Origin of the sequence: Candidatus Brevundimonas colombiensis (assembly GCA_029202665.1) — a bacterium.
Taxonomy (GTDB): Bacteria; Pseudomonadota; Alphaproteobacteria; order Caulobacterales; family Caulobacteraceae; genus Brevundimonas; species Brevundimonas colombiensis.
This window is the reverse complement of sequence record CP119326.1, coordinates 1,571,845-1,595,369: the sequence shown is the minus strand read 5'-3', so window position 1 is coordinate 1,595,369 and position 23,525 is coordinate 1,571,845. Positions and strand designations below refer to the sequence as shown.

Annotated in this window: 20 protein-coding genes and 1 pseudogene; 10 read left to right on the top strand and 11 right to left on the bottom strand. The window is 64.2% G+C overall.

What is annotated here, in order from left to right:
* Window positions 1-11 precede the first annotated feature (11 nt).
* Window positions 12-896 (top strand): LysR family transcriptional regulator, encoded by an 885-nt coding sequence (locus P0Y50_07570; GenBank protein ID WEK41454.1) that lies wholly within the window; start codon window positions 12-14, stop codon window positions 894-896.
* A 13-nt stretch (window positions 897-909) separates the two neighbouring features.
* Here the strand turns inward: P0Y50_07570 and P0Y50_07565 are convergent, their stop codons facing one another.
* The 4 genes and pseudogenes from P0Y50_07565 to P0Y50_07550 all read right to left on the bottom strand — a co-directional run bounded on the left by P0Y50_07565 (window position 910) and on the right by P0Y50_07550 (window position 6,878).
* Window positions 910-3,348, bottom strand: a complete 2,439-nt coding sequence (locus P0Y50_07565) for a glycoside hydrolase family 3 N-terminal domain-containing protein (protein WEK41544.1) — start codon at window positions 3,346-3,348, stop codon at window positions 910-912.
* A 548-nt stretch (window positions 3,349-3,896) separates the two neighbouring features.
* A complete protein-coding gene (locus P0Y50_07560; protein WEK41453.1) occupies window positions 3,897-4,832 on the bottom strand; it encodes an aspartyl protease family protein in 936 nt (311 codons plus the stop codon).
* Between the two features lie 79 nt (window positions 4,833-4,911).
* Window positions 4,912-5,202 (bottom strand): ATP-binding protein, encoded by a 291-nt coding sequence (locus P0Y50_07555; protein WEK41543.1) that lies wholly within the window; start codon window positions 5,200-5,202, stop codon window positions 4,912-4,914.
* 1,154 nt (window positions 5,203-6,356) lie between these two features.
* A pseudogene (locus P0Y50_07550) lies at window positions 6,357-6,878 on the bottom strand (Plug domain-containing protein).
* Between the two features lie 940 nt (window positions 6,879-7,818).
* On the opposite strand from P0Y50_07550, the gene P0Y50_07545 reads away from it, so the two are divergent.
* The 3 genes from P0Y50_07545 (at window position 7,819) to P0Y50_07535 (ending at window position 10,571) form a co-directional block, all read left to right on the top strand.
* Complete coding sequence (locus tag P0Y50_07545) at window positions 7,819-8,172, top strand: helix-turn-helix transcriptional regulator (protein WEK41452.1); 354 nt, start codon at window positions 7,819-7,821, stop codon at window positions 8,170-8,172.
* On the top strand, window positions 8,172-9,401 hold the full coding sequence (locus tag P0Y50_07540) for a type II toxin-antitoxin system HipA family toxin (GenBank protein ID WEK41451.1): 1,230 nt from the start codon (window positions 8,172-8,174) through the stop codon (window positions 9,399-9,401). The genes P0Y50_07545 and P0Y50_07540 overlap by 1 nt, the downstream gene beginning before the upstream one ends.
* Window positions 9,402-9,629: 228 nt before the next feature.
* Window positions 9,630-10,571: a hypothetical protein gene (locus P0Y50_07535; GenBank protein ID WEK41450.1), complete on the top strand. Its 942-nt coding sequence runs from the start codon at window positions 9,630-9,632 to the stop codon at window positions 10,569-10,571.
* A gap of 90 nt (window positions 10,572-10,661) precedes the next feature.
* On the opposite strand, the gene P0Y50_07530 is transcribed toward P0Y50_07535, so the two are convergent.
* The 3 genes from P0Y50_07530 to P0Y50_07520 form a co-directional block, all read right to left on the bottom strand.
* Window positions 10,662-13,211 (bottom strand): S8 family peptidase, encoded by a 2,550-nt coding sequence (locus P0Y50_07530; protein ID WEK41449.1) that lies wholly within the window; start codon window positions 13,209-13,211, stop codon window positions 10,662-10,664.
* A 60-nt stretch (window positions 13,212-13,271) separates the two neighbouring features.
* On the bottom strand, window positions 13,272-14,273 hold the full coding sequence (locus P0Y50_07525; GenBank protein WEK41448.1) for an ATP-binding protein: 1,002 nt from the start codon (window positions 14,271-14,273) through the stop codon (window positions 13,272-13,274).
* 243 nt (window positions 14,274-14,516) lie between these two features.
* Window positions 14,517-15,578, bottom strand: coding sequence for a site-specific integrase (locus tag P0Y50_07520; GenBank protein WEK41447.1), 1,062 nt, complete (start codon window positions 15,576-15,578; stop codon window positions 14,517-14,519).
* Window positions 15,579-15,690: 112 nt separating this feature from the next.
* Here P0Y50_07520 and dusA point away from each other — a divergent pair, with 112 nt between their 5' ends.
* Together dusA and P0Y50_07510 are read left to right on the top strand one after the other, a co-directional pair.
* Window positions 15,691-16,737: a tRNA dihydrouridine(20/20a) synthase DusA gene (dusA, locus tag P0Y50_07515; GenBank protein WEK41446.1), complete on the top strand. Its 1,047-nt coding sequence runs from the start codon at window positions 15,691-15,693 to the stop codon at window positions 16,735-16,737.
* Window positions 16,738-17,170: 433 nt separating this feature from the next.
* Window positions 17,171-17,677 (top strand): 3D domain-containing protein, encoded by a 507-nt coding sequence (locus P0Y50_07510; GenBank protein ID WEK41445.1) that lies wholly within the window; start codon window positions 17,171-17,173, stop codon window positions 17,675-17,677.
* Between the two features lie 80 nt (window positions 17,678-17,757).
* Here P0Y50_07510 and P0Y50_07505 read toward each other — a convergent pair whose 3' ends face one another.
* The 3 genes from P0Y50_07505 to P0Y50_07495 all read right to left on the bottom strand — a co-directional run bounded on the left by P0Y50_07505 (window position 17,758) and on the right by P0Y50_07495 (window position 21,053).
* Window positions 17,758-18,648: a hypothetical protein gene (locus P0Y50_07505; protein ID WEK41444.1), complete on the bottom strand. Its 891-nt coding sequence runs from the start codon at window positions 18,646-18,648 to the stop codon at window positions 17,758-17,760.
* An 89-nt stretch (window positions 18,649-18,737) separates the two neighbouring features.
* Entirely contained in the window at window positions 18,738-19,061 is a 324-nt protein-coding gene (locus tag P0Y50_07500) for a DUF962 domain-containing protein (GenBank protein ID WEK41443.1), read from the bottom strand.
* A 93-nt stretch (window positions 19,062-19,154) separates the two neighbouring features.
* A complete protein-coding gene (locus P0Y50_07495) occupies window positions 19,155-21,053 on the bottom strand; it encodes a DEAD/DEAH box helicase (GenBank protein WEK41442.1) in 1,899 nt (632 codons plus the stop codon).
* 206 nt (window positions 21,054-21,259) lie between these two features.
* Between P0Y50_07495 and P0Y50_07490 the strand changes: the two genes are divergently transcribed.
* Window positions 21,260-21,469 (top strand): flagellar basal body rod C-terminal domain-containing protein, encoded by a 210-nt coding sequence (locus tag P0Y50_07490; protein ID WEK41441.1) that lies wholly within the window; start codon window positions 21,260-21,262, stop codon window positions 21,467-21,469.
* A gap of 9 nt (window positions 21,470-21,478) precedes the next feature.
* On the opposite strand, the gene P0Y50_07485 is transcribed toward P0Y50_07490, so the two are convergent.
* Window positions 21,479-22,162, bottom strand: coding sequence for a winged helix-turn-helix transcriptional regulator (locus P0Y50_07485; GenBank protein WEK41440.1), 684 nt, complete (start codon window positions 22,160-22,162; stop codon window positions 21,479-21,481).
* A 59-nt stretch (window positions 22,163-22,221) separates the two neighbouring features.
* Between P0Y50_07485 and P0Y50_07480 the strand changes: the two genes are divergently transcribed.
* From P0Y50_07480 to P0Y50_07470, 3 genes are read left to right on the top strand one after another with little or no spacing between them, the layout of a single operon-like run.
* Window positions 22,222-22,665 (top strand): VOC family protein, encoded by a 444-nt coding sequence (locus tag P0Y50_07480; GenBank protein WEK41439.1) that lies wholly within the window; start codon window positions 22,222-22,224, stop codon window positions 22,663-22,665.
* On the top strand, window positions 22,665-23,147 hold the full coding sequence (locus P0Y50_07475; GenBank protein ID WEK41438.1) for a VOC family protein: 483 nt from the start codon (window positions 22,665-22,667) through the stop codon (window positions 23,145-23,147). The genes P0Y50_07480 and P0Y50_07475 overlap by 1 nt, the downstream gene beginning before the upstream one ends.
* A 22-nt stretch (window positions 23,148-23,169) precedes the next feature.
* Complete coding sequence (locus tag P0Y50_07470) at window positions 23,170-23,523, top strand: DUF1428 domain-containing protein (protein ID WEK41437.1); 354 nt, start codon at window positions 23,170-23,172, stop codon at window positions 23,521-23,523.
* Window positions 23,524-23,525: the final 2 nt, after the last annotated feature.

The following is a 23,525-nucleotide window of genomic DNA, read 5'->3' as shown; positions in this document are numbered from 1 at the left end:
GCAGCATTTCAATGACGTTCGACCTGCGCAACCTTCAGCATTTCATCGCCGTAGCCGATAACGGCAGCTTCACCGGAGCGGCGGATGCGCGCGCTCTGTCCCAACCCGCTCTCAGCCGCGCCATCCGGCTGCTTGAGGAGGATCTGAACGCCCGCCTGTTCGATCGCGAAGGGCGCGAGATCAACTTGACGCCGGCCGGGCTTCGCCTGCTTCCGATCGCGCGCCGTCTGGTGCGGGAGGCCGAACTGGGCCTTCATGACATGCAGGCCTTCATTCAGGGCTCACGCGGGCGGGTGGTCGTCGCGGCCCTGCCCTCTCTGGCAGCAACCCTGCTGCCCGACGCCTTGGCCGCCTTCAGGGACGCCCATCCTGACATCGACGTCCAGGTTCTGGACAGACTGGCCGGCGAGGTGATCGCTGCGGTCAACGAGGGTCACGCCGACGTCGGGTTGACGATCCGGCCGACCGATCCGTCAGAACTGCGTTTCAACCACCTTCTGGACGATCCGTTCTGTCTTGTGCGGAGCCAGGATGGCGAACCCGTTCCAGAGAGCGTGAGTTGGGCCGAGCTCGCTTCGGCGCCCTTCATCGCCATGGCGAAAAATACGAGCGTGCGCGAAACCACAGACCGCGCCTTCGCCGAGGCCGGCAAGGCCCCCCGCCCGCTTTTTGAATGCAGTCACGTCGCGACCGTCGGCGCCCTGGTGGCCAAGGGATTCGGCGAGACGGCCCTGCCTGCGCTGACCCTCAGCCATCTGGCCAGCGACCGACTGGCCTGGGCGCCTCTGGTGCTGCCCATGGTCTGCCGCGACATCGGCCTGGTGACGCGTCCGGACCGCGTTTCAACGCAGGCGCGCCAGTTTGCGGACCTGATCATGTCGCAACGGGCGACATGATCAGGCGACGCCTTCACAGGCCCATTCTTGCGACCGGCGGACAGACGGCGCCCGGCGCGGGCGCCGCAATCACGATGTCGGCGAGCGAGAGGCGCGCCGGTCCCATGGTCATCAGGGTGAAGGGGTGATCCACCGAGGACAGATCGACGCCAGCCGCCGTCAGGCATGACAGGGGTATCGAGAGGGTCTTCCATTCGCCGACGCCCGGCAGCAAGGGCTGAAGATCGAGCAACGAGAAGCCCATGCCGACCATCATTGACGCCGCCGGCGCCGCATCCAGCCGCAGCCTGAACGTCAGCGCCCGTTCCGCCACGGGCGAGAAGTCACTGGCGTCACCGGCGATCTGGACCATTCCGCCTTGCGGCAGGGTCAGGGAAAAACCGTCCTCCTGCGCGCTGGAATCAACCTTGGCATAGACCACGCCCTGGGGCGTGGTCAGGGCCTCGGTCCCCAGTTCGGTGACGCCGGCCATGTCTCGAAATGTGAGCGTCCAGGGGGCCTGGGCGCCGCCGCCCGTAAAGAGCCGATCCAGATTGACGATGACCGGCGCCACGCCGGATTCTTCGGACAGAGCGCCGACATGACCAGGCGTCCGATATGTCAGGCCGTATCCATAGGCGAACAGCGGATCATAGTTTGGCTGGCCGATGTTCAGCGGCTCTCCGACCGCCGTCCTGGGCCATGAGAACGACAGGCGCCCGACGAAGTCATTGCGGGGCTTGCCGTCGCGCCCGGCCACCAGCACCTCGCCCACGGCGCCCGCCTGACTGCCTGGCAGCCATCCCGCGACGAAGGCGTCGGATGCGTTGAGCTCGGGATTGACCCACAAGGGGCGTCCGGACAGGAAGACCGACACGGTCGGTATGCCCGCCGCCTTCAGACGTCGCAGGATGGCCAGGGGTTCCTCAGGCCGATACTCCAGGTTCCGCACATCCCCCAGGGTTTCGGCATAGGGCTGCTCGGAGAAGACGACGATGGCGACGTCGGGTTTCTCGCTGAAACTGCCGTCACCGCTCAGATTTGCGCGACCGCCGATTTCGCGGACCGATTCCTCTATGCCGCCGAAGACCGACTGGCCCAGCGGGAAGTCGGTGTTCTTGTTGCCCGTGCCCTGCCAGCTGATGGTCCATCCGCCGGACGCCCGACCGATATCGTCCGCGGCCGGCCCAGCGACCAGAACCCGCGCCCCGGGACGAATGGGCAGAACCGAACCTTCGTTTTTCAGAAGCACGATGGACTTGCGCACCGCTTCTCGGGCAAGCGCGCGATGCTCGTTGGTGTTGAGCAGATCGAGACGCCCTGCGATCTCATGCCGCTTCGCATCGAACAGGCCCAGTTTCACCTTGACGCGAAGTATCCGCGTCACCGCCTCATCCAGCCGCTGCATAGGGATTTCGCCGGAACGCACCTGAGCGAGCGTGTTGTCGTACAGGCCTCGCCAGCTATCCGGCGCCATGAACATGTCGAGGCCCGAGTTGAACGCCAGGGCGCAGCTGGTATTCGAACATCCCGGCAACTGACCATGGGCGTTCCAGTCGCCGATCGTGAAGCCCTTGAAGCCGAGCGGACCACGCAGGACGTCGGTCAGCAATGACCGATTGCCCGTCACCTTGACCCCGTTCCAACTGGAAAACGACGGCATGATCGTCAGGATTCCGGCGTCGATGGCCTGGGTGTATCCGCTCAGATGAATATCGATCAATTCCTGCTCGGACATCTCCGCATCGCCCTGGTCGCGACCATCGGTCGTCCCTCCGTCAGCCAGGAAATGCTTGGCCGAGCCTGCAATGTGATAGGGGTCGACCGGGCGGCCAGCCTCCAGACTCCCCTGCAGCCCTTGCGTCATCTGGGCGGCATAGGATCGCTGAACCTCAGGGTTTTCGCTGTATCCCTCGTAGGTCCGGCCCCAGCGATCATTGCGCGGAACCGCCAGCGTCGGCCCAAACGTCCATTCAGCGCCAACGGCGGCCACTTCCTGGGCCGTCGCCGTTCCAATTCGATGGATGAGATCCGGATCGCGCGCCGCGCCCAATCCGATGTTGTGGGGGAAGATGGTGGCGCCCGGCACATTGTTGTTGCCATGAACGGCATCGATGCCGAACATCAACGGCACCTGTGCGCCGGGACGCTGCTGCGCGGCCTCTCTGAACCCACGGATCAGGTCGACCCATGCCGTCGCCGAAGCCCTGTCATCGCCGCCGGGCCCGGAACTGCCGCCAGCAAGAACGGAACCCAGCGGATATCTCAGCAAATCTTCCGCGCGGATCGATGCAATATCGGCCTGAATGGTCTGGCCGACTTTTTCCTCGATGGTCATCCGCGCCAGCAATGCGGCGATGAAACCTTCGCTTTCGGGGTCAGATAGGACAGAAGGGCTGGCGGAATGCGGCCAGATTGCCGGATGAGCCTGCGATGATGCGACATCTCGCACCGTCTGCGCCGAAGCTGACATCGCCAGCGACGAGACCGCCGCCACCAACGCGACGCGGCTGATCATTTTCTGAATCATCTCTTCCCCCGATGAACCAACTTTTCGCGGCTCTTAAACCTATCCCCACTGACAACGCTACCATTTACAGCCTGATTGGCAAGGGACTCCGTCAGACGATCCAGAACTGTGGCGCTTAAACGCTGAGACTTGTCGTCAAAGCCCTGACAATCAGCACCTCCGCCGGTGATGGCTGATCACCCTGGTGGGCTGAGAGACAGCTCGGGTTGGGACAGGGATCAGGTCGGGCCGGCCTCCTGGCCTATCCCCTCCGACTTCCGCCATGCCGCGGCGTCCGCGCTGGCCCCGCCCTCTTGATCATCCCGCCCCGCCGTTTTCCATCGAGCCTCAAGAAGGTCGCAGGGCCGATGCCACGACTGCTGAACCCCATCGCTTTCGATATCGGCAACATCGCGGGCGGCGCAGGGTTGAGGATGCACGGCCGGCGAAATTAAGCCGACAACCCTCTGGATAAGCGGCGAGCACTCAAGCTGACTGCGCCACGGCGCCGGTCACGGAACGCGGATCAGCAGTTCGGCCTTGGGGAAGTCGAGGGCGAAAGCGTCGAGCGCGCCAAGCAGGTCTGAGCCTAGGATGAGAGTGGGCTTGGGCGCCGTTTCGGCGGCCTTTTCCGCCGGGACATCCGGCGTGAAGACCAGGTTCAGGTCACGGAAATTAACCGGGCCGAGCCGAACGAGGCCGACATGGCCGGATTGGACCAACGTTTCCTGACGTCCTGCACCGGTGATGGCGCCGGCGGGCTTCAGCCGCGGATCATTCGGACCCCAGCCCAGCGCTTTCAGCGCGCCGCCCGACGCGACCGAGACCGCAGCGCCCGTATCGACCAGGGCGTCGAACGCCACGCCGTCGATTTCCACCGGCACGACCAGCAGACCCGTTTCGTCCAGCCGCCCCTTGACGACGGCGTAGCCTTCAGCGGGCGCATCCGACGGCTGATAGGTGACGGCGTGAGCGGCTGGGTCGAACGTCAGCCGCCCCCCGGCGAACATTTCCATCCCCACGATGCCGCGCGCCTCGGTGGCGCCGGCGTTGGGAAGGGCGAGCAAGGCGACACCCTCGGCGTCGAATAGATCCGTCGAGAAGCGATCGACGCCGTAGAGGTCGGCCTGAACCTGACCGCTGGCCCCGGCGATGCTCATCTGCTGGCCCAGCGCGGGCAGACCCAGGTCGCGCGCCAGCGGCGCGGTGACAAGACTGGTCTGGGCCGCGGTGTCCAGCACCATGGCGTAGGCCCCCTGTCCGTTGATCGTCGCCGCGATGATCGGTCGCCCCCGCGTGTCACGCGACAGAGGTGTGGACCGGGACGGCGATACGGCCGGCGCGCGATCGGCAGCGGACGCCGCCGCAGGCGAAGCAGTTTGGGCTGGGCTGTGAACGGCGCCATGGGCGGCGCTCAGCGTGACGGTGGCGAGAAGGGAAACGAGCAAGGCGACCTCCGATTTCCTTTCAGGCTAAGATCGCAAGCTGATCGGAAGCTGGCGCCGCAAGTTTGGGGAGCGGGCGCAATCAGCCCGGCGTCGCGGGCGAGAAACGCAGCGACACCTCGGCCCCGCCGGCCTCCGCCGCCTTGACCTCAACGGCGCCGTCATGGCGTTCGACGACAGCCTTGACGATGGCGAGGCCGAGGCCATAGCCGCTGCGCCCGGTCGAAAAGCGGGTGAAGGGTTCGAACAGGTCCTTGATCTGCTCCTTGGGAATGCCCGGACCCTGATCGCGAACGCGCACCCAGCCGTCCTTGTCCAGCCTGACCGTGACCCTCTGGCCTTCGGCCGAGAAGGACAAGGCGTTGTCGACCACATTACCGAGTAAACCTTGCCGGCCGGCAGTGTCTTCAAGACGCCGTTCATTTGAACGTCGTAGGTTTCCAGACGGGATGATCGACCTTCACGCGCGTCGCGATAATAGAAGTCCGCGATACTCGAACCGCCGCCGTCGGCCGTCGATTTCCATGGGTTGAAAGCCTGACTGGCGTTCGCGCTGCTGAGCGCCAGACATTGGCGATCGAACGCCGCCCTCATGCCGTCACGCACATTCGCCGCGTAGCGATTGTTCGCGATCAGGAAATTGTAGCACGAGAAGCCTGTCGGTGACGAGGAATTCCTAACGAAATCTGCAAGTGAGTTGAACACCATTTGATCGCCGCCGGATACCGATTGCGACGTAGTGTAGTTGGCCTCGATCCGGTTCTCGTCGTTCAGCTTGAAACGAACGCCCGCATTGATGTTCCAGGACTTGTAGGTGTTCTCGATGTGCTCGCTGGTTAGAATACCGGCCTCCACCTCGGAACGAGGATTATAATAGACATCGACGCCAGGACTGAATGTGCTGAAATTGTAGGCCGGGAACGGGTTATAATACTGACCCGGAGCCATAGTGAGGCGAATGCCCGAAAATTCGATCTCCTGAGTATTTTTTGAGCGCGAATACAGTCCGCTGTCAAAAACACTCAGACAAATGGTCAATTTTTGCTCAAAATTCAGGGTCAGACTGGCGTTTTCCGTCTCGTTGCCCGCATACTTCGGCACGAAGTCAGGCAGGGGTTCACGTCCGATGGTCAGGAAGTCCGCAATCGCCGGACGCTCGGTGAAGCCAGGACGAACGGTCAGGCCACGGGGCGTATAGACGGAATACCCCAAGCTTGGATCGTATACATACTGAGGCTGGTCGATGACGCCGGGCTGGAGACCTTGCGTAGACCTACGTCGATCCCAGTTGGGATTGCCGCTGTAATAGCTGGAATAGTCGTTGGTGACGTAGCCGGTCTTGCGATTAAGGATCGGGTCGCGACGACTGTAATCCAACGTGCCTGTCAGATTGCCGCCGCGCCAGCTGTAACTGGAAAACAGGCTGATGCGGCTGTTGTCCGCGCCGTTATTCGAATACTCGGTCTGAGCCGTCACCGTCGTGCCGACGAAATCGCGCTTCAGAATGAAGTTGATGACGCCCGCCGTGGCGTCCGCACCGTAAACTGCGGACGCACCGCCAGTCGTGATTTCGACGCGGGCTATAGCGCTCAACGGAATGCCGTTCAGATTGGCGAAGCCGTCCTCGATCCCGGCTGCGCCGGCGACCCGGCGACCATTGACCAGAACCAGCGTATTGCCCGCGCCCATGCCGCCTAGATTGGCGGCGGAGACACCCAGCGCCCAGGCGCGTACCGGTGCCGTGCGGTCCCGCAGAGGTCCCTTGGCGCGCGCATTGGTCAAGGCCCCGACATTAGCTACATTTTGCGGCAGGGTGCGGATCAACTCCTCGATCGAGGTGACGCCACGCGCCTTGATTTCCTCTTCAGTGATGACCTGAACGTTTGCCGTGACATCTCCATTTCGCAGACGGCTTCCGGTAACCTGAACCTGCTCGACCTCAGCCGGCTCATTGCTGGTCTGCGCGGGCGACGTGCGCGCCGTCACCTGCGGGTTTGCAGCTGTCGTCGCACTCGCCTGCGCCCAGGCACCTCCCGCACCCGCACTCATGGCCAGCGCCAAAACGGAAGTCATCATTCCACGCGTCGTCACAGTTCCCCCAGACCAGCCCTCGGCCGATGCGATTGCTCCTCGCCAGACAGCCGTGCGCCGACACGCCCTTCCCCGACGCGCCTGCGACAAACCTGTCGCGACACCGTCACCATTAGGTCTTCAAGCTTGCACCAATCTGGCGCGACGTCGCCATTCAGTCGATTATTCCATTACCCGATGCTGCAGTGCGACATGACGCACGGAATGACGCCCTAATGCCTTGCTGGCGCAATACGTTCACGAAAGCCCCTGGAAACCTGGTCGCCATTGCGATCAAGCGAATGCGCCCTTGCCGCGCTTACTCAGCCGGGCTCAGGACTCATTGATTCAGAGATTATGACGGCGGCCATGGATGTATCGCCTCGCATCATCGCGTTCGAGAAAGGTCTCGCCTATATAGCGACCTTTCATTCCCACCTGAATCCGCCATGTTCCGGATGGAAGTGTCGACTACGTCGCCATTTCGCGTGCGGCCTGTGTGATGAGTTGTCGAAACTCCAGAGAAGACGGCGTAAAATCTAGCGCCCTCGCCGCCTTACAACTTTTTGATCTTACTGAAGTAATGCTGAAAAATCAAGATCGTAGGCTGTCCGTGGCGCCGATGATGGATCGGATAACTTATTGATTTAATTCAATAAGTTACGAGTGCGCGTGTGCGAAATTTGCACACACAGTTCCCATTTTCTTTCCTTTTCGTTCTTCCGATATCGCGCGATTTTCCCCTTACGCTGCGGAAGGATCGCTCGAAATCGCCCTTTAAGCGGTGACGACGGCGTGCCCCTCGGCGTAACGTCTTCAAGAAAGCCTATATCGATTTAATTGATCATATATGGCATATTGAGGCTTACAGTTTGTCACATACGGTGCTCTTATGGGATCGCCCAAGTCAAAACCCGCCTTGGAACGTCTGGGCCGCGATCTGCGGGGAGCCCGGCTGCGACGCCGTATGGCCATTGCGGACTTGGCCGTGCGGGCGGGAACCTCGCCGAGCACCCTGACGCGCCTCGAGAAAGGCGACGCCGGCGTAGGGCTCGGGACCCTAGCCGATGTTCTCGTCGCCCTGGGCCTTGTCGATCGGCTTGCCGATCTGATCGACATCCGGTCCGACGATCTCGGCCTGGCGCTTTCCGAGGAACGCCTGCTCAAGCGCGGACGATCGTCCAGCGCGCGCCTGCGCAGGGCCGTATCCTCGGATGCGAAGGCGGCGGGCGCGGGAACGGACATCGTGGATCCGGACGGGGCGGCCTTCTGATGACGGACTTTTCAGCGCAGGTCTCGCTCGGCGAAAGTCTGGTCCGGATCGGACGGCTGCGTTTCACCCATGCCGGACCGCGTCAGTTCTCCAACTTCACCTATGACCCGGACTGGGTCGAGGATGAACGGGCCTTCGCGCTTCAGCCTGATCTCCCTTTGGATGGCGCATCCTTCTACGCATCGGGACAACCGGGTCACATGAGGGATGCTCTGGCCGGCGTCTTCTCGGATGGGGCGCCGGACACCTGGGGGCGACGTCTGCTCGAGCGGGCCTACGGCGCCGGCCTGTCGGAATTTGAATACCTCACCCTGTCGGACGACACCTGCCGACAGGGCGCCCTGCGTTTCCTGGATGAGGAAGGCGAGGTTATTCGAGGCGCGGCCGAGGCGGTGCCCCGTCTGGTCGATCTGGAAGCGATTACACAGATCGCGCGGGCCTATGAACAGGGGCAGGACATCTCCGCCGCCGACATGCAGGCCCTTGCGGGCGCGGGCGGCTCCGGTGGCGCTCGCCCCAAGGCCAATGTCCAGGACGGAGACGCGCTCTGGTTGGCGAAGTTCACTTCGGCCCACGATCAGGCCCCGATCGAGCGGGTCGAGGTGGCGACGCTGCGTCTGGCTCGGGCCTGTGGGATCCGGACGCCGGAGGTGCGTCTGGAACTGGCGGGCAGCACCTTTCCCGTGGCTCTCATCCAGAGGTTTGATCGGCGCGGTAGAGCGCGCATCCCCTATATCTCTGCGCGCACCGCTCTTCTGAAGACCGGCGCCGAACTCGGAGCCTATACGGAAATCGTCGACTTCATCCGCAGCTGGGGCGCCGATCCTGCAGCGGATTTTCGCGAGCTCTATCTGCGCCTGATATTCACTATCCTGGTCTCTAACAAGGACGACCATCTCAAGAACCATGGCTTCCTCTATGTCGGCGGCCAGCGCTGGCGTCTGTCACCGGCCTTCGACATCAATCCCGCGCCGGACCGAAACCCTCACCTAGAGACGGCGATCATGGAAGGCGGAACGCACGACCGGTCTATCCTCCTGGCCCTGAAAGCCAGCGCCTTCTTCGAGATACCGAAACAGGAGGCCAAGACCATGATCCGAGCGGCCGCCGAGCAGATCGCCCGGCGTTGGCGTGAGGCGTTTCGCGAGGTCGGCGTCACCGGGGACTTGGCCCGCGCCTATGAGTCTGCTTTCGATCACGCCGAGGCCGATCTTGCCTTAGGCTTGTAAAAAGATCAGATTTGAACGTTTTTACCTCGTTACTGGTCATATACGGCTTATTAAAGCGCTTTTGACGTCGCGCGACGATCCTCTGGTCGGATCAAAGCCCTCAATCCGATCCTGGTCGGCGCTGTCGGCTCCTTCTGCGCCGACTTCTTGTCCGAGGCGCTCTGACACTGACCTGCTCCTGAAAACTAGAACGACTTGAGCTAGAGTCTTCCGTCTCGCCTATGAGCCATGGTCGGCAACCGCCTCGCCGGCGGCGACGACGCCGCAACCGCCGTGAGGCTCGGCGGCTGCAGCGGCGCACCGATCGATGCCGATTGGCCGCAGGCCGTGCCGCAGAAGGAGGCGCTCTGGTACCAAGCGGCCGCCGTCGAGCGCCAGCTTGGTCTTAACATCGGCGTCGGGGCCGAGGTGCAAGCGCGTGTGCGCGGCCGGCGCATCATCGCCTTCGAGCTGGCCTTTGGCTTCAGCCGTCTTGAGGATGCGGCGCTCGGCACCTCCGTGGACGAGCTCGTCGATGCCCTACGAAATGGGGCGCGCATCGTAGCTCACGTCGATCGGGGCGGTCTAGAAAGCGTCGAGTCGGCCATCCATGAGGTGGCCGATGTCATGCCTTGGGAGGCCCTACCCGTAGATCTGGCCGAGCCTCGAATTTGTGCCCCGGTCGACGATGCGGTCGCTGTGTTCGTCGTTGGCAATGTGCTGCGCGACCCTGCTTTCGACGTCGCAGCCTTGGCGGCGCGGTTTGAAGCTGCGCCGGACACCGCCCTTCTCGGCCCGATGGTGAGGCGGTGGGACGGGCCGCTTACGGTCGACCTCGACGCCGTGCCCGCGAGTCTCGCGGCCACAGCCCTCATCATCCGTCCGCCCGTGGGAGACGCCTCCCTCCTGATGCTGGCGAGCTTCCGGATATGGGAGTGGCTGGAGCGATCAATCACCGCACGACGACTGGAATCGGTCCTCGCCGGCCGGATCGCGGCGCAGTGGTCCCATCTCGCCGACCGGGCGCAGTTCGCCCTTCGCACGCCGGTCCTGACGGCTCCGGCGATCCGGCAGGCCGCCCGGGACACCGTGCATCGGCGGTCCCTCGGTAGACTCCTGCTGGCCGCTAACGACGCTGTGCGACCAAATCTCGGAGAAGGTGCCAAGGCGGCAATCCGAGCGACCTTCTGAGCATCGAATTTTGAAAGCTACACCAAGGTTAGTGAGTACCGATTGCTCGTCGGAAGAATGTGCTCCGATCTGTACAATCCACAAGAGCCGTTAGACTTCGATCTCGGCCGCCTTGGCTTCCACTAACGCCATTACCTCGCTGTGCAGGTCAATCTCCTGCCCCGGTGCCGAGATGGTGACAGTCAGACTGTAACGGCAACGGTCGGTGACTCGCCGTTGGCCCAGATGGGATTTCCACCAACCACCGACGGGAACGATGGCGATGGCGTCATGCAGCGCCAGATCGACCGCGTGGCCTCGCCATAGATCGCAGTGGAGTGACCCTGCCGAGATCGCGTTCGGCCCCAACAGCCAATAGTCAGCCTCACCGTCGGCAGCGTCACCGTCGTGTTCCTGAGCCGCGTTGACACGCGCCCGGAACTGCTCGGTCGTCTCACCACGCTTCTTGATGCGAAAGCGCAGGCCGAAGGAGCGATAGGTATCTGGTCGTGTCGCAGCCCGGCCGGTCAGGTTGGGCTCTATGAAATAGGAGAGCGTCACCTTCATCGTGACGATCGTGTTCTCCAACTGCTGCAAGGCCTCACGGGGCCACGGCAGGTCGTAGAAGTGCATATCGTTGTAGACGGCAGACCCGCCGTTCTGGGACAGGGCAAACGGTTGGAGCTCTGCCTGCGCGGTCAGTGTCAGATCATTCATGGCCGAGGCCGTGGTGCGCGACACGTCCGGCACGCCGTAGCCGACGCGGCGCAGAAGCTTCTGCTTGGCCGCCTTTGTGGCCACCGCTCTGCCCGAACTCCAGTGCGCGCCACGCCCCACCAGGGCCGTTTTGATTGGCGCGGGCCAATTGGCGGACTGGACCGTGAGTGCGCGATAGGTTTCAGGCCACAAGCCGGGTAGAGTCGCTTCAAGCTGTCCGAGGAAATTGCCGGCAATCCCTGTCGCGGCGCTCGTCGCCCAGATCGGCGTCAGGGGTTCGACCGCGACATCATTCCCGGCGCTCAGCAGGGACACCGAAGGACTCCAACCGCAGAAGTCCGCCGCATCGGCCAGCATGTTGCCGGCCTCGAACAGCACCTCGGGTTTGATCGGGGTCAGGTCGTCTGGCAGCATGTCGGAGCTGCGCGAGAAGGGGCTGACCGTATTGGCGGGGGCGACCGCCGTCTTGTTTCCATCCTCGGCCGCCAGCCGGTCCAAGGTGGTGTAGCCACCCACAGTCAAAGCGTTCCAGCTTTGGGCTGGGTCTTCGATCGGATGGTGAGCGGTCACGAAGTCCCGCATTCCGCCCTCGACGTTTCCGGCAGACACGACAAGCAACCGTTTTGGCCGGTCGTGGGCAGGCAGGGACGGATCTCCGGCGTCGCCGACGGAAGATCCCGCTGCGATCTGATCGAGAGCGCCGCTCCACGCCGAGGGCCGCTCGGGCGCGAACTCGTCGGTGGTCACCGCCATGCAGAAGGTTCGCACGGCAACGCCGTGTGCGATCTCGACCTGGGCGATCGCGCCTTGGGTGATAAGGCCATAATGTTGGGGCGCGTTCGGCGGCATCCCGCCTGGCGGCAGGAGCTTCATGGAAACGACGCCATGGGTCAGGTCAACGGCCCGGTTGTCCTGCATGGAAAACGAGAGGTCGCCATAGAGGATCAGGCTACTCATCCCGGTCCCGTGACCGCCGCCGCCGATATGGTCATCGACACCCCAGGCGTCGTCGTAGGCATAGGCTCCGGCCAAGCCGGGTGCGATCAGAGGGTGTTCACCGGCGACCCCGGTATCCAGCAGACCGACTAGTGGCGCTTCTGCACTCGGCGCGCTTACGCGCCCCGTCAGGTCCGCGACGAAGTCCGCCTGACCGACAACGGTGTCGCCGCGTTCAAGGAAGGGACAGATGGTGCCCGTGGCGGGCCGGATCTCAGCGATGGCCCCCGGCGTCTGCTGCGCGAAAAGAAGAAGATCAGCAGGCCGCGCGTGGACAAGGACTACAGTCGTGTCGGGGAAATACAGGCGCTCGCCGTGCACATCGAACTCCCGTGCGCGAGCGGCGACGGCAACGCCGTCCGCGACCGACTGCCGGGCCCAGAGTTCCCACCAGATCGCCGGCCCATTCGGATCGATTTCGACCGCAAACAGGGAGGCCGCGGTCGTGGCGGCGATGGTCTCCACGACTTCGAACCGATCAACGTCCGGCCGCTTGGCATTCCCGAGGTTGGCGTTCCCGTAGCCCGCGACCCGACTCCTGAGGTAGGCCTGCGAGGTATCAGGGACAAAGACGATCGCGCCCTCGGTTCGATCATCTCGTCGTTCCGATCGGAGGACGACGATGTCTTGAGCTGTGAAGTCGAACCCGGTCGGCATCTTCACAGCCTTGGTGCGTGCGTTCTCGTCGGGCGCGAGGGTGCCGACCGCGATAAGTGTACCGGGTTGAAGACCATTGAGCCGAGTTCGGGTGTCGGCGTCCGGAGCCGGTGGCGGCGGCAAGGCGGCCGCGAGTTGCTCGAGCAGCGCCCGTCCATGTGCGACGTAGTCATCACGCAGCGGCTTACGCTGCTGTGCGCGTTGCGGAAACTCATAGCCGACACTCTCCCGCCACGCGTCTATCGCGATGTGGGGCTTATCTCGCTTGTCGAAGTCGTTTGGCTCGGCCATCGGCCCCTACACACAACGAATCGTTGAAAGGGCTTATTGTCCGATTCGAGCGACGTTCGCTCAAGCCGTCCGATGGAACTGCGCGCGGAAAGCCTGTCGGTCTTTCAGGGCCTTGCCCAGAGCATCGGCAGGTGCGGTTTTGCTGCCTTCCAGAATGGCCAGCTTCACGACCGCGTCGGCTGCACGCGTAAGTTCACCCTGGCTGAGACCTTCGGCGTCGTCGGCGACGCCCTTCCAAGCCTTGTCGGTCAGCTTGAACCGCCCCAAACGCCGCCTCACCACTTCGCGCGCGCCGGCGGCGTCGGGCAGTTCGTAGGAGACCACTTCGTCGAACCGGCGCGCCAAGGCCGTATCCAGCACTTCGGCATGGTTGGTGGCGGCGATGACCAGGCTGTCGGTTGAGTTGGGCTCTTCCATGAACGCCAACACCGAATTTAGAACGCGCCGAATCTCGCCCACATCGTTGGATTCGGCGCGGCGTTGGCCGATCGCATCGAATTCATCGAGCAGATAGACGCCGCGCGTCTGGGCAACCTGATCGAACAGCAAGCGAAGTTTGCCAGCGGTCTCACCAAAGAAGCGGCTAAACAGAGATTCCAGCCGCACGGTGAAAAGAGGCAGACGAAGTTCGCCCGCTAAGGCTGACGCTGTCATAGTCTTGCCGGTTCCCGGTGGGCCGACCAGAAGAAGGTGGGTCGCCGGCGCCTGGCCATGATCGCGCAGAACGGCGCGCTCCTGCTGTTCCCGCACCAACCGATCGAGCCTCGAACGGACGTCGTCGGACAGGACCATGCTGTTCAAGGTCGTCTTGGGATAGGTGCTTTCGACGAGACCCTGGAGTTCTCCCCGAGGACGCGCGAGCGGAACAGGCGTGGCGCGGCCCGCTATGGGCGCGCGCTTCTGATCACGCGCACGTTGAACGATCCGCTTCAGGCGTTCCGCATCATCGGTGCGACCGGCTCGCGCTTCGCTGGCGGCTACCTGCAAGGCGATCGACAGGAATTGTTCGTCATCGCCCTCGATGTGGGAGGTCAGGAGAGCGGCGATCTGCTTGACGGACATCGACTCCCCTCTTTCTGGTCTGGGCGGATCTCAGCGAGCAGCATGTGGCCCGTGCGCCGCTTAATAGCGGGTTAAAGTAGCCTTAACTCTACTCAACGGCGGACGCCACGGTTACACACTGCTCACAACGGTCTTGCCTACGAGAGTTGGACGCCGTTGCCGAAACGCACTCGTGTATATGAATGTTCCTCTTTTGTTCCAATCGTCAAGGGTGCTTGATGATTGGAACCTTTGGTGGCAAAGCTACGCAGCGAGGCTTGCTGCGAACAGATGTAGAGATTCTGGACGCAGGTGTGTGTAACGCCGGAGCATCTTCCAATCCTTGTGCCCGGTGACCAGGGCGACCTGCTGGATCTGGAAACCCGCCTCAAACAGTCGGCTGGTCCCTTCGTGACGAAGATAATGGAAGTGCAGGTCGACGATCCCAAGATTCTTGCAGGCCCTGGTGAAGGCCGTGCCGGCCGAGCGATGGTTGAACGCAAAGATACGCTGTTCAGCGTTGGTGCGTGATGAACGCCGGGCTTCGATGAGGGCCACGGCATCAAAGCCGGAGACCGCGAGAAGGGGGATGCGCTGATCATTTCCGGTCTTCTCCCGCGGATCCTTTCGGTCGCGGATCGTCAGCATCTTGGTTCGGGCGACATAGTCGTCCCAGACGACGCGAAAAATCTCCTCCTGGCGCATCGCCGTGGCGATGGCGAACCGGATGATCTCTCCCATGGGAATGGTCTGACGCGGATTGCCTTCGAAGTGGGCGAGCAGACGTTCGATCTCATCTTCTGTAGGGCGCCGATCACGCTCGACGCCTTTCCCGACGAGCCCCAACCGCTTGAGTGCGAGACGAGCCAGGTCCACGACCTCTGTCGAGATCGCCAAGTCGTGCACCGCGGCGGCATGCGAGATGACCAGCTTGATCGCGCCGATGTCGATGCCCAGCGTCATTGGGCCGGCGCCTTCGGCTGCGCGCTCTCGTCCGAAGTCGATGAACAACTGCCTATCCAGTTGAGCGATCTTCTTTCGTCCGAGACGGGCCTTGAGCATCTTCAGCGTGGCGGCCTTCGAACGCCTTGGCGCTTTCCCGACGGACTTCATGTCCGCGATATGCAGGTCGATGAGTTCCCCGAACGTCCGGAGCTTCGCTGCACGCGATGGTGTTGGCGTCTCGCCGCGATCAATCCTCCCCTCGGCTTCGGTCGCCCATCGCCGTGCGTCATCGCGTTTGAGGAAGGTCTCGCTTATATAGCGGCCCTTCCTTCTCACTTGGACCCGCCACGATCCTGACGGGAGTTTCGAATACGTCGCCATTTCGTGTGCGCTCTATGTGCACCGGGGTGTCGAAAAGCCGGAAAAAACGTCGCAACACGTCGTAAATTCGAGTGCTTCAGCCGCCGTCCAACTTTTTGATCTTACTGGAATAATGCCGAAAAATCAAGATCATAGGCTGTCCGTCGCCCCGATGATGGACTGGACCGACCAGCATTGCCGGGCGTTTCATCGGGCGCTGTCGTCGCGGGCTTTGCTGTATACGGAGATGGTGACGGCGCCGGCGGTGGTGCATGGGGATCGCGAGCGGCTGCTGGGGTTCGAGGGGTTGGAGCATCCGGTGGCGCTGCAGATCGGGGGGTCCGATCCGGCGCAACTGGCCGAGGCCGCCCGGATCGGCGAGGCCTTCGGCTATGACGAAATCAATCTGAACGTCGGCTGCCCGTCCGACCGGGTTCAATCGGGCAGGTTCGGAGCGTGTCTGATGCGCGAGCCGGCGCTGGTCGCTGACTGCATGGCCGCGATCCGCGAGGCCGTCAGCGTGCCGGCCACCGTCAAATGTCGCATCGGGGTGGACGATCAGGACCCCGAGATCAGCCTGTTCGCCACGGTGGACGCCTGCGCCGCCGTCGGGATCGAGGTGTTTATCGTCCATGCGCGCAAGGCCTGGCTGAAGGGGTTGTCGCCCAAGGAGAACCGCGACGTGCCCCCGTTGGACTATGGTCTGGTGCGCCGGTTGAAGCGCGAGCGGCCGCATCTGAACGTGTCGATCAACGGCGGGATCGCGTCGTTGGACGCCGCCGAGGCGCTGCTGGCCGAGGACGAGGGCGTGCGGTTGGACGGGGTCATGCTGGGGCGCGCAGCCTATCACCAGCCGGCCATCCTGGGTCAGGCGGATCGCCGGCTGTATGGAGAAGCGATCGCCGACGTCGACGCCTTCCAGGCGGTCGAGCGTCACCGGGCCTATATGGCCGCACGTCTGGCCGAGGGCGTCGCCCTGTCGGCGATGACGCGCCATATGCTGGGGCTGATGCACGGCCGACCAGGGGCGCGGGCGTACCGGCGCATCCTGACGGTGGAGGCGATCCGGCCGGGCGCGGGACTGGAGGTCGTGGACCAGGCCCTGGAGGCCGTGCGCGAGGCCGAAACGCGGCGCGACAAGGCGGCGGACGAGCCGTCTGCCCAGGGCCGCGCGGCGTAAGCCGATCTTTGAGCAGGGCGGTCAGCCTGGATCGCCCCCTTCAGTTGGCGGACCCCCGATCTCGCCTCGCCCGCTGGCCGTCGCCGCCTGCAATGTGCGCCTAGCGCCAGAGGGTCCGGGGGCGGCTATGACGTTCTGAATTGGGATGGGCGCCGGTCGTACAGGCTGGCTTTAATGCTTGATACCAAGCCTCCAAGGCGCGGCCTACAGCGACCTGCCAGCCGATCGACACCGAGAAAAACGTCATATATTCAACTAGTTAACCACGAAACAAATCGTAATACGACGCGCGCCGACCAGGTTCGCCGCTTTCTCGCCACAAGTTAACGCGACAAGGTGCGCGCCGGCGGCGTTGGGAGCCGGTGTCTCCTGAGCCAAGCCTATGATCGGCGCATCCGCTGCTCTCGCCATGTTTTGGGCCGCCCTATCGTCGATGACGACCGGACCCGTCCCCTACAATGTCGCAGTCGCGGCGGATCAAGTCAGGGCTGAAACCCCTGCCGAGACGATCGGTTCCGAAGCTGTTGAGACGGCGCTGAACGCCGAACAGACCGAGTTGATGGCCAGCGATCCCGACTGGCGCGCCTCGGCCCGCCTCTATCACGCCGGCGGCGGCGGAGCGACGGGCAATGATTCTCTGGGCTGCCGTCCGATCGCCATGCGCACCGTCGCGGTCGATCCGCGCGTCATTCCCCGCCGCACCAAGCTGTTCATCCGCGAGACGGTCGGCATGCGTCTGGCCGATGGCACGATCCACGACGGTTACTGGTATGCGTCCGACACGGGCGGCGCGATCAAGGGTCAGAAGGTCGACCTGTTCACCGGCAATGGCCGTGGTTCAATGACCCAGGCGCAACGTCTGAACATGCGCACCCTGACCATCGTGGACGCCGGTGATTTCGATGGCTGCCCCCCGGCCTGGACCAACGCCTCCAACTGATCCCGCCCGCATGAAAAACGCCGGCTGACCGTTCGGGTCAGCCGGCGTTTTCGCGTCTGCGCCAGGACGCCCGACGGGCGTCAGTCCAGTTCGGACACTTCCAGCGTGGATTGGACCATGTTGTCGTTATAGGTTCCGACCCAGATGTCGTAGCGGCCCGCCTGCGGGTTGGTGATCGTGACCTTGGGATCCAGCTGCCCGGCGCTGTCGTCGTCGCAATAGAAGCGGCCGTTCGGCGTGTTGACCAGAAGGGTTGTGTCCTCGGACGCGCGAACGCGTAAGGTCAAATCGCCTTCGCCCGGCTCGAAGAAGATCTGGAGGTCCGGCGCGGCGCTGACCGACCCCGAGCAGCCGGACTTGGCGGCCGAAGCGGGCACGGAACCACCGGCCAGGATCGACTTGGTCCACGGATCGGGCGTGAAGCCGCCGCGCAGATTGACCGTGCCGTAGTTGGGCTCCAGATTGATATCGGGCGCGGCGCCGGACGTGCTGTCCGAACCGCCCAGTTCGCTGATCTGCAGCGTCGACTGGACCATGTTGTCGTTATAGGTGCCCAGCCAGATGTCGTAGCGACCGCTTTCGGGGTCGGAGATGGTCACCAGCGGATTGTACTCGCCGCCGCCGTCATCGTCGCAATACCAGCGCCCGCTGGGCGTGTTGATCAACAGGGTGGTGTCCTCGGACGCCACGGCGCTGATCGTCAGGTCCAGGTCGCCGGCGGTATAGTTCAACTGCAGATCGGGGGCGGCGCTGACCTTGCCCTCGCAATCGGACTTGGCGGCCGAGGCGGGAATGGAGCCGCCGGCCCGGATCGACTTGGTCCACGGATCGGGCGTGAAGCCGGCCTCCAACCGCACCGAGCCGTAGTTGGGCTGCAGGGTGAAGTCGGGCTTGGCGGCGCTCTTCTGAGCCAGGCTGACGCCGGGGGCCAGAAGGACCGAAGCGGCGGCGACGAAGGCGATGGATTTCATTGAGGCTCCCTCCAGCAACGGCAGACCGCCGCGGGCGACACCCTAATGGCTTTCAGGTAATGGCGCAGCTTAAAATCGACGCCTTCGCCTTAGAACTTTCGGCGACCTGTCACCGTCTCGAAGAACAGGCGAAAATCGCCCCTCAGGCTCCAGAGCGGATATTTGAATGTCGCCGGACGGTTCTTCTCGAAGAAGAAATGGCCGACCCAGGCGAAGCCGTAACCCACCAGCGGCATGGCCAGCAGCCACCATGGGTTCCAAGTCACCAGGAACGCCGCGAAGGCCAGAATGACCAGCCCCGTCCCCACGACGTGGATACGCCGACAGGTGCGGTTGGAATGCTCGTGAATATAATAGGGATAGAAGGCCTCGAACGAGGCGTATCGTCCCTCGGGCGCGGACGGCGTGCTCATGGGCGAAGGGTGCGCCGGGATGGGGCCGGTTGGCAAGCACCCTCTATTCCGCGCCCGTCCCCGCCTACGCGGGGATGAGCGGAGATTTCGAGATCAGCCCTTCGGCTTGCCCTTGAAGCCGTCCTTCTTGAAGCCGGGCTTGGCCTTGAAGGGCTTCTTGGCGAAGGGCTTGTCGCCCGATGCGTTCGAGCGCGGATTGCCGCCGCCGTCGGCCTTCGGCGCCCAGGGCTTCTTCTTGAACGGCGGGCGGGCGTCGCCCTCGCCGCCCTCGGCGCGTTTGTAGGGGGTTTTCTTGAAGGGGCGATCGCCGTCTTCACGCGACTTGCCGGCGAAACGGCTGGCCTTCATCGACCCCGGCGTGGGGGCTTCGGACGGGGTGATGCGGACCTCGTCCTTGGACGCGGCGATGGCTTCGCGGAACGCCTTCTCGTGGGTCTTGGCGATCTCGAACCGGGTCTCGTCGGGGAAGGTGCGGATCGCGCCGATCTGGGGCTTGGAAATGCCGCCGATGCGGCAAATCAGCGGGATCAGCCACTTGGGATCGGCGTTCTTGTTGCGGCCCACGTCCAGGCGGAACCAGGTCACGTCATCGGCGCCCAGGCGTTCGCCCGGCCAGGGCGTCGCCGACGTGCCGTCGTCGCTGCGAACCACGCGTTCGCGTTTGGCGGGGCCGCGGTCCGAACCCGGATCGGACAACTCCTCGGGCGCGGGCTGTTCCTTGCGGAGCAGGCGCACCAGGGCGGCGGCGATCTCGTCGGGCGTGCGCTCGGCGATCATGCGCTTGGCCACGACCATGTCCTCGTCGGACACGTCGGCCTCGAAGAACTCGGGCGACAGCAGACGGCCTTCATCGGCCTTGCGGATTTCATCGAAGGTCGGGGCGCCCGACCACACGGCGTCGACCCCGGCCTCGTCCATCAGACGCTCGGCCTTGCGACGGCGCGAGTGCGGAACCAGCATCACCGACACGCCCTTCTTGCCCGCCCGGCCCGTGCGGCCTGAACGGTGCAGCAAACCGGCGCGGTTCATCGGCAGTTCGGCGTGGATGACCAGACCCAGGTCCGGCAGGTCGAGACCGCGCGCGGCGACGTCGGTGGCGACGCAGACGCGGGCGCGGCCGTCACGCAGCGACTGAAGCGCATCGGTCCGCTCGCGCTGGCCCATTTCGCCCGACAGGGACACGGTCGAGAAGCCGCGCTCCAGCAGCGAGGACTGCAGGTGACGCACACTGTCGCGCGTCGAGCAGAAAACCATGGCGCGCGGCGCCTCGTACCAGCGCAGGGTGTTGACCACCGCGTGTTCGATCTCGTTGGGCGCGATGCGATAGGCGCGATATTCGATGTCGGCGTGCTGGCGCGTCTTGTCCGTCGCGTCGATGCGGACCGCATCCTTCTGGTAGCGCTTGGCCAGGGTGACGATGTCACGCGCGATGGTGGCCGAGAACAGCAGGGTGCGGCGTTCGGCCGGGGCCTGGTCCAGAATGTGCTCCAGGTCCTCGCGGAAGCCCATGTCCAGCATCTCGTCCGCCTCGTCCAGGACGGCGACCTTCAGTTCGGACAGGTCCAGATTGCCCCGGTCGATGTGGTCCTTCAGGCGACCCGGCGTGCCGACGACGATGTGAACGCCGAAGCCCAGAGCGCGGGCCTCGCGACGGGCATCCATGCCGCCGACGCAGGTGGCGATCTTGGCGCCCGAGTCGGCGTACAACCATTGCAGTTCGGCCGCGACCTGCATGGCCAGTTCGCGGGTCGGCGCGATGGCCAGGCACAGCGGCGCGCCGCCGGGGCCGAAGATCGGCTTGTCGCCCAGCAAGGTCGGGGCGGCCGCCAGACCGAACGCCACCGTCTTGCCCGATCCGGTCTGGGCCGAAACCAGCAGGTCGCGATCCGCGTGTTCGCCTTCCAGCACGGCGGCCTGAACCGGGGTGGGTTCGGCATAGCCCTTGTTGATCAGGGCGCGGTCGAGCGCGGGGTGGACGGCGGGAAAGGGCATGGGAAACCTGGAACAACGGACAAGGGCGGTCGCCGAAACGACCGCGCCCGGCCGAGGTCAGACCTCAGGCCGGGCGAATGGTGACGCTCTATACACGGATAAAGGCTGAAGCGGGGCGGAAAACGCCGTTCACCCTGTTCCTTCAGGCGATGTTGACCCGAAAGACGCACTTTGGCGAAAGACAGAACCTTGCCCGGAGCCCGCCCTTGCAGGCCCTTTCCATCGCCGCCGCCGGAATGGCCGACGCCCAGCAGCGTTTCGAGACCAGTGCGCGCCGCACCGCCCAGGCGCCGCTGGACGATACCGCCGAAGCCGTCGTCGACCAGATCGAGGCCAAGACCGCCTTCAAGGCCAACGCCGCCGTCCTGCGCACCGCCGACGACATGACCCGAACCCTGCTGGACATCCTGGCCTGACCCTGCTGCTCAGACGGCGGCCTTTTCCGGCAGGTTGAAGAAGCCGACGAAGCGGTCGAACACGGCCCTGTCGCCGGTGATCGTCATCAGCCCCTCGGCCTCAAAGGCGGCGGGGGGAGCCTTGCCATAGACACAGGCCGCGACCAGCGGCGGCTGGGTCGTCACGACGACCTCGGCGTCGGCCGGGGCGCCCCGTGCCGTCGTGATCTCTCCGTCCGCGATCCGCACCACGAACGACTCGTCGCCGAAGACGAAGCCCAGGGTCATGTCCGCATCGCCCGCCAAGGCCGGATCGAACATCGTCTCGAACGACTGCATGATCGACACCGCGCTGATCGGCAGGGTCGGATCGTGCAGCGGCGAGCGCGCGGCCCAGCGGCCCAGCACCATGAAGACCGGCTTGATCTCGTACCCCCAGGCCGTCAGCTCATAGACCTGAACCGACGCGGGCGGCGGCAGCTTCCGACGTTGCACGATACCAGACGCCTCCAGCCCCTCCAGCCGCTGGGTCAGCACATTGGCCGACAGGCCGTGCAGGTCCTTCCTCAAATCACCGAACCGGCGCGGCCCCATCATCAGTTCGCGGATGACCAGCAGCGCCCACCGCTCGCCGATCAGGTCCAGGCCGTGCGCGGCCCCGCAGGCGTCGTGATACTTGCGTCCCGGCTTTTCAGTTATCTTTTCTAACTTCATGGTTGACTATCGTAATCATCGGAGTCAGGTTTCGCAAATAACAAGGATAAGGAAACGCCGTGCCCCAGCTGATTTTCATCAACCTGCCCGTCGCCGACCTGCCCAAGTCCATCGCCTTCTACGAGGCCGTCGGCGCGGCCAGGAACCCCATGTTCAGCGACGAGACCGCCGCCTGCATGGTCGTGTCGGACGTGATCCACGTCATGCTGCTGACCCACGACAAATGGCGCACCTTCACCGACCGCCAGATCCCCGACGCCCACGCCTCGGCCCAGGTTCTGCTGTGCCTGTCACAGGACAGCCGCGCGGCGGTCGACGCGGTCGTCACCCAGGCCGGGCCTGCGGGCGGCAGGGTCGATCCCAACCCGACCCAGGACTACGGTTTCATGTATGGCCGCAGCTATGCGGACCCGGACGGCCACATCTGGGAGGTCATGTGGATGGACGCCGCCGCCGTCGCCGCCGGTCCCGAAGCCTTCGCCGCCGACGCCGGGGTCTCGTGATGACCGACAAGATCGTTCCCTGCCTGTGGTTCGACGGCGAGGCAGAGGCGGCGACCGCCTTGTATGTCGGCCTGCTGCCCGACAGTCGCGTCACCGCCGCCAACCGTTCGCCGGTCGATACGCCGTCAGGCCCCGCCGGTTCGGTGCTGACGGTCCAGTTCGTCCTGGCGTGCCGCGAATATGTGGCGCTGAACGGCGGATCAGCCTTCCGTTTCACCGAGGCCGTCTCCTTCATGGTGATGACCGAGGATCAGGCCGAGACCGACCGACTGTGGAACGCCCTGATCGCCGACGGCGGGCGCGAGAACGCCTGCGGCTGGCTGAAGGACCGCTGGGGCCTGTCGTGGCAGATCACGCCTCGCCGGTTGATGGACCTGACCACCGACGCCGATCCGGCCCGCGCGGCGGCGGCCATGACGGCGATGATGACCATGACCAAAATCGACATCGCGGCCCTGGATCGCGCCGTCGCCGACCTCTGACCCTGCGCCAAGGAGACGACCGATGACCTATGTGACCGGCTTCCTGACGCCCGTGAAGGCCGAGGACAAGGCGCGCTACGTCACGTCCGCCCAGGCGTCCTGGCCCCTGTTCCAGACATACGGGGCCCTGTCCCAGACCGAGACCTGGGGCGAGGACGTGCCGGACGGCGCCCTGACCAGCTTCCCCATGGCGGTGAAGCTGGAAGAGGGCGAGGTCGTGGTCTTCTCCTGGGTGACCTGGCCCGACCGCGCCACCGCCGACGCCTGTTTCGCCAGGATGCAGGACGACCCCGGTTTCGCCGACATGGACATGCCTTTTGACGGCAAGCGCATGATGTGGGGCGGGTTCGAGATGATCTTCGACGGCAAGGCCTGACC

What these genes read in the sequence shown, in the direction of transcription:
- P0Y50_07485 (WEK41440.1), bottom strand. Translation starts at nt 22,162, where the DNA reads ATGAAGTTAGAAAAGATAACTGAAAAGCCGGGACGCAAGTATCACGAC.
- P0Y50_07475 (WEK41438.1), top strand. Translation starts at nt 22,665, where the DNA reads ATGACCGACAAGATCGTTCCCTGCCTGTGGTTCGACGGCGAGGCAGAG.
- P0Y50_07530 (WEK41449.1), bottom strand. Translation starts at nt 13,211, where the DNA reads ATGGCCGAGCCAAACGACTTCGACAAGCGAGATAAGCCCCACATCGCG.
- P0Y50_07520 (WEK41447.1), bottom strand. Translation starts at nt 15,578, where the DNA reads ATGGCGACGTATTCGAAACTCCCGTCAGGATCGTGGCGGGTCCAAGTG.
- P0Y50_07540 (WEK41451.1), top strand. Translation starts at nt 8,172, where the DNA reads ATGACGGACTTTTCAGCGCAGGTCTCGCTCGGCGAAAGTCTGGTCCGG.
- P0Y50_07535 (WEK41450.1), top strand. Translation starts at nt 9,630, where the DNA reads ATGGTCGGCAACCGCCTCGCCGGCGGCGACGACGCCGCAACCGCCGTG.
- dusA (WEK41446.1), top strand. Translation starts at nt 15,691, where the DNA reads ATGCCGAAAAATCAAGATCATAGGCTGTCCGTCGCCCCGATGATGGAC.
- P0Y50_07565 (WEK41544.1), bottom strand. Translation starts at nt 3,348, where the DNA reads ATGTCAGCTTCGGCGCAGACGGTGCGAGATGTCGCATCATCGCAGGCT.
- P0Y50_07505 (WEK41444.1), bottom strand. Translation starts at nt 18,648, where the DNA reads ATGAAATCCATCGCCTTCGTCGCCGCCGCTTCGGTCCTTCTGGCCCCC.
- P0Y50_07510 (WEK41445.1), top strand. Translation starts at nt 17,171, where the DNA reads ATGACGACCGGACCCGTCCCCTACAATGTCGCAGTCGCGGCGGATCAA.
- P0Y50_07525 (WEK41448.1), bottom strand. Translation starts at nt 14,273, where the DNA reads ATGTCCGTCAAGCAGATCGCCGCTCTCCTGACCTCCCACATCGAGGGC.
- P0Y50_07570 (WEK41454.1), top strand. Translation starts at nt 12, where the DNA reads ATGACGTTCGACCTGCGCAACCTTCAGCATTTCATCGCCGTAGCCGAT.
- P0Y50_07500 (WEK41443.1), bottom strand. Translation starts at nt 19,061, where the DNA reads ATGAGCACGCCGTCCGCGCCCGAGGGACGATACGCCTCGTTCGAGGCC.
- P0Y50_07495 (WEK41442.1), bottom strand. Translation starts at nt 21,053, where the DNA reads ATGCCCTTTCCCGCCGTCCACCCCGCGCTCGACCGCGCCCTGATCAAC.
- P0Y50_07470 (WEK41437.1), top strand. Translation starts at nt 23,170, where the DNA reads ATGACCTATGTGACCGGCTTCCTGACGCCCGTGAAGGCCGAGGACAAG.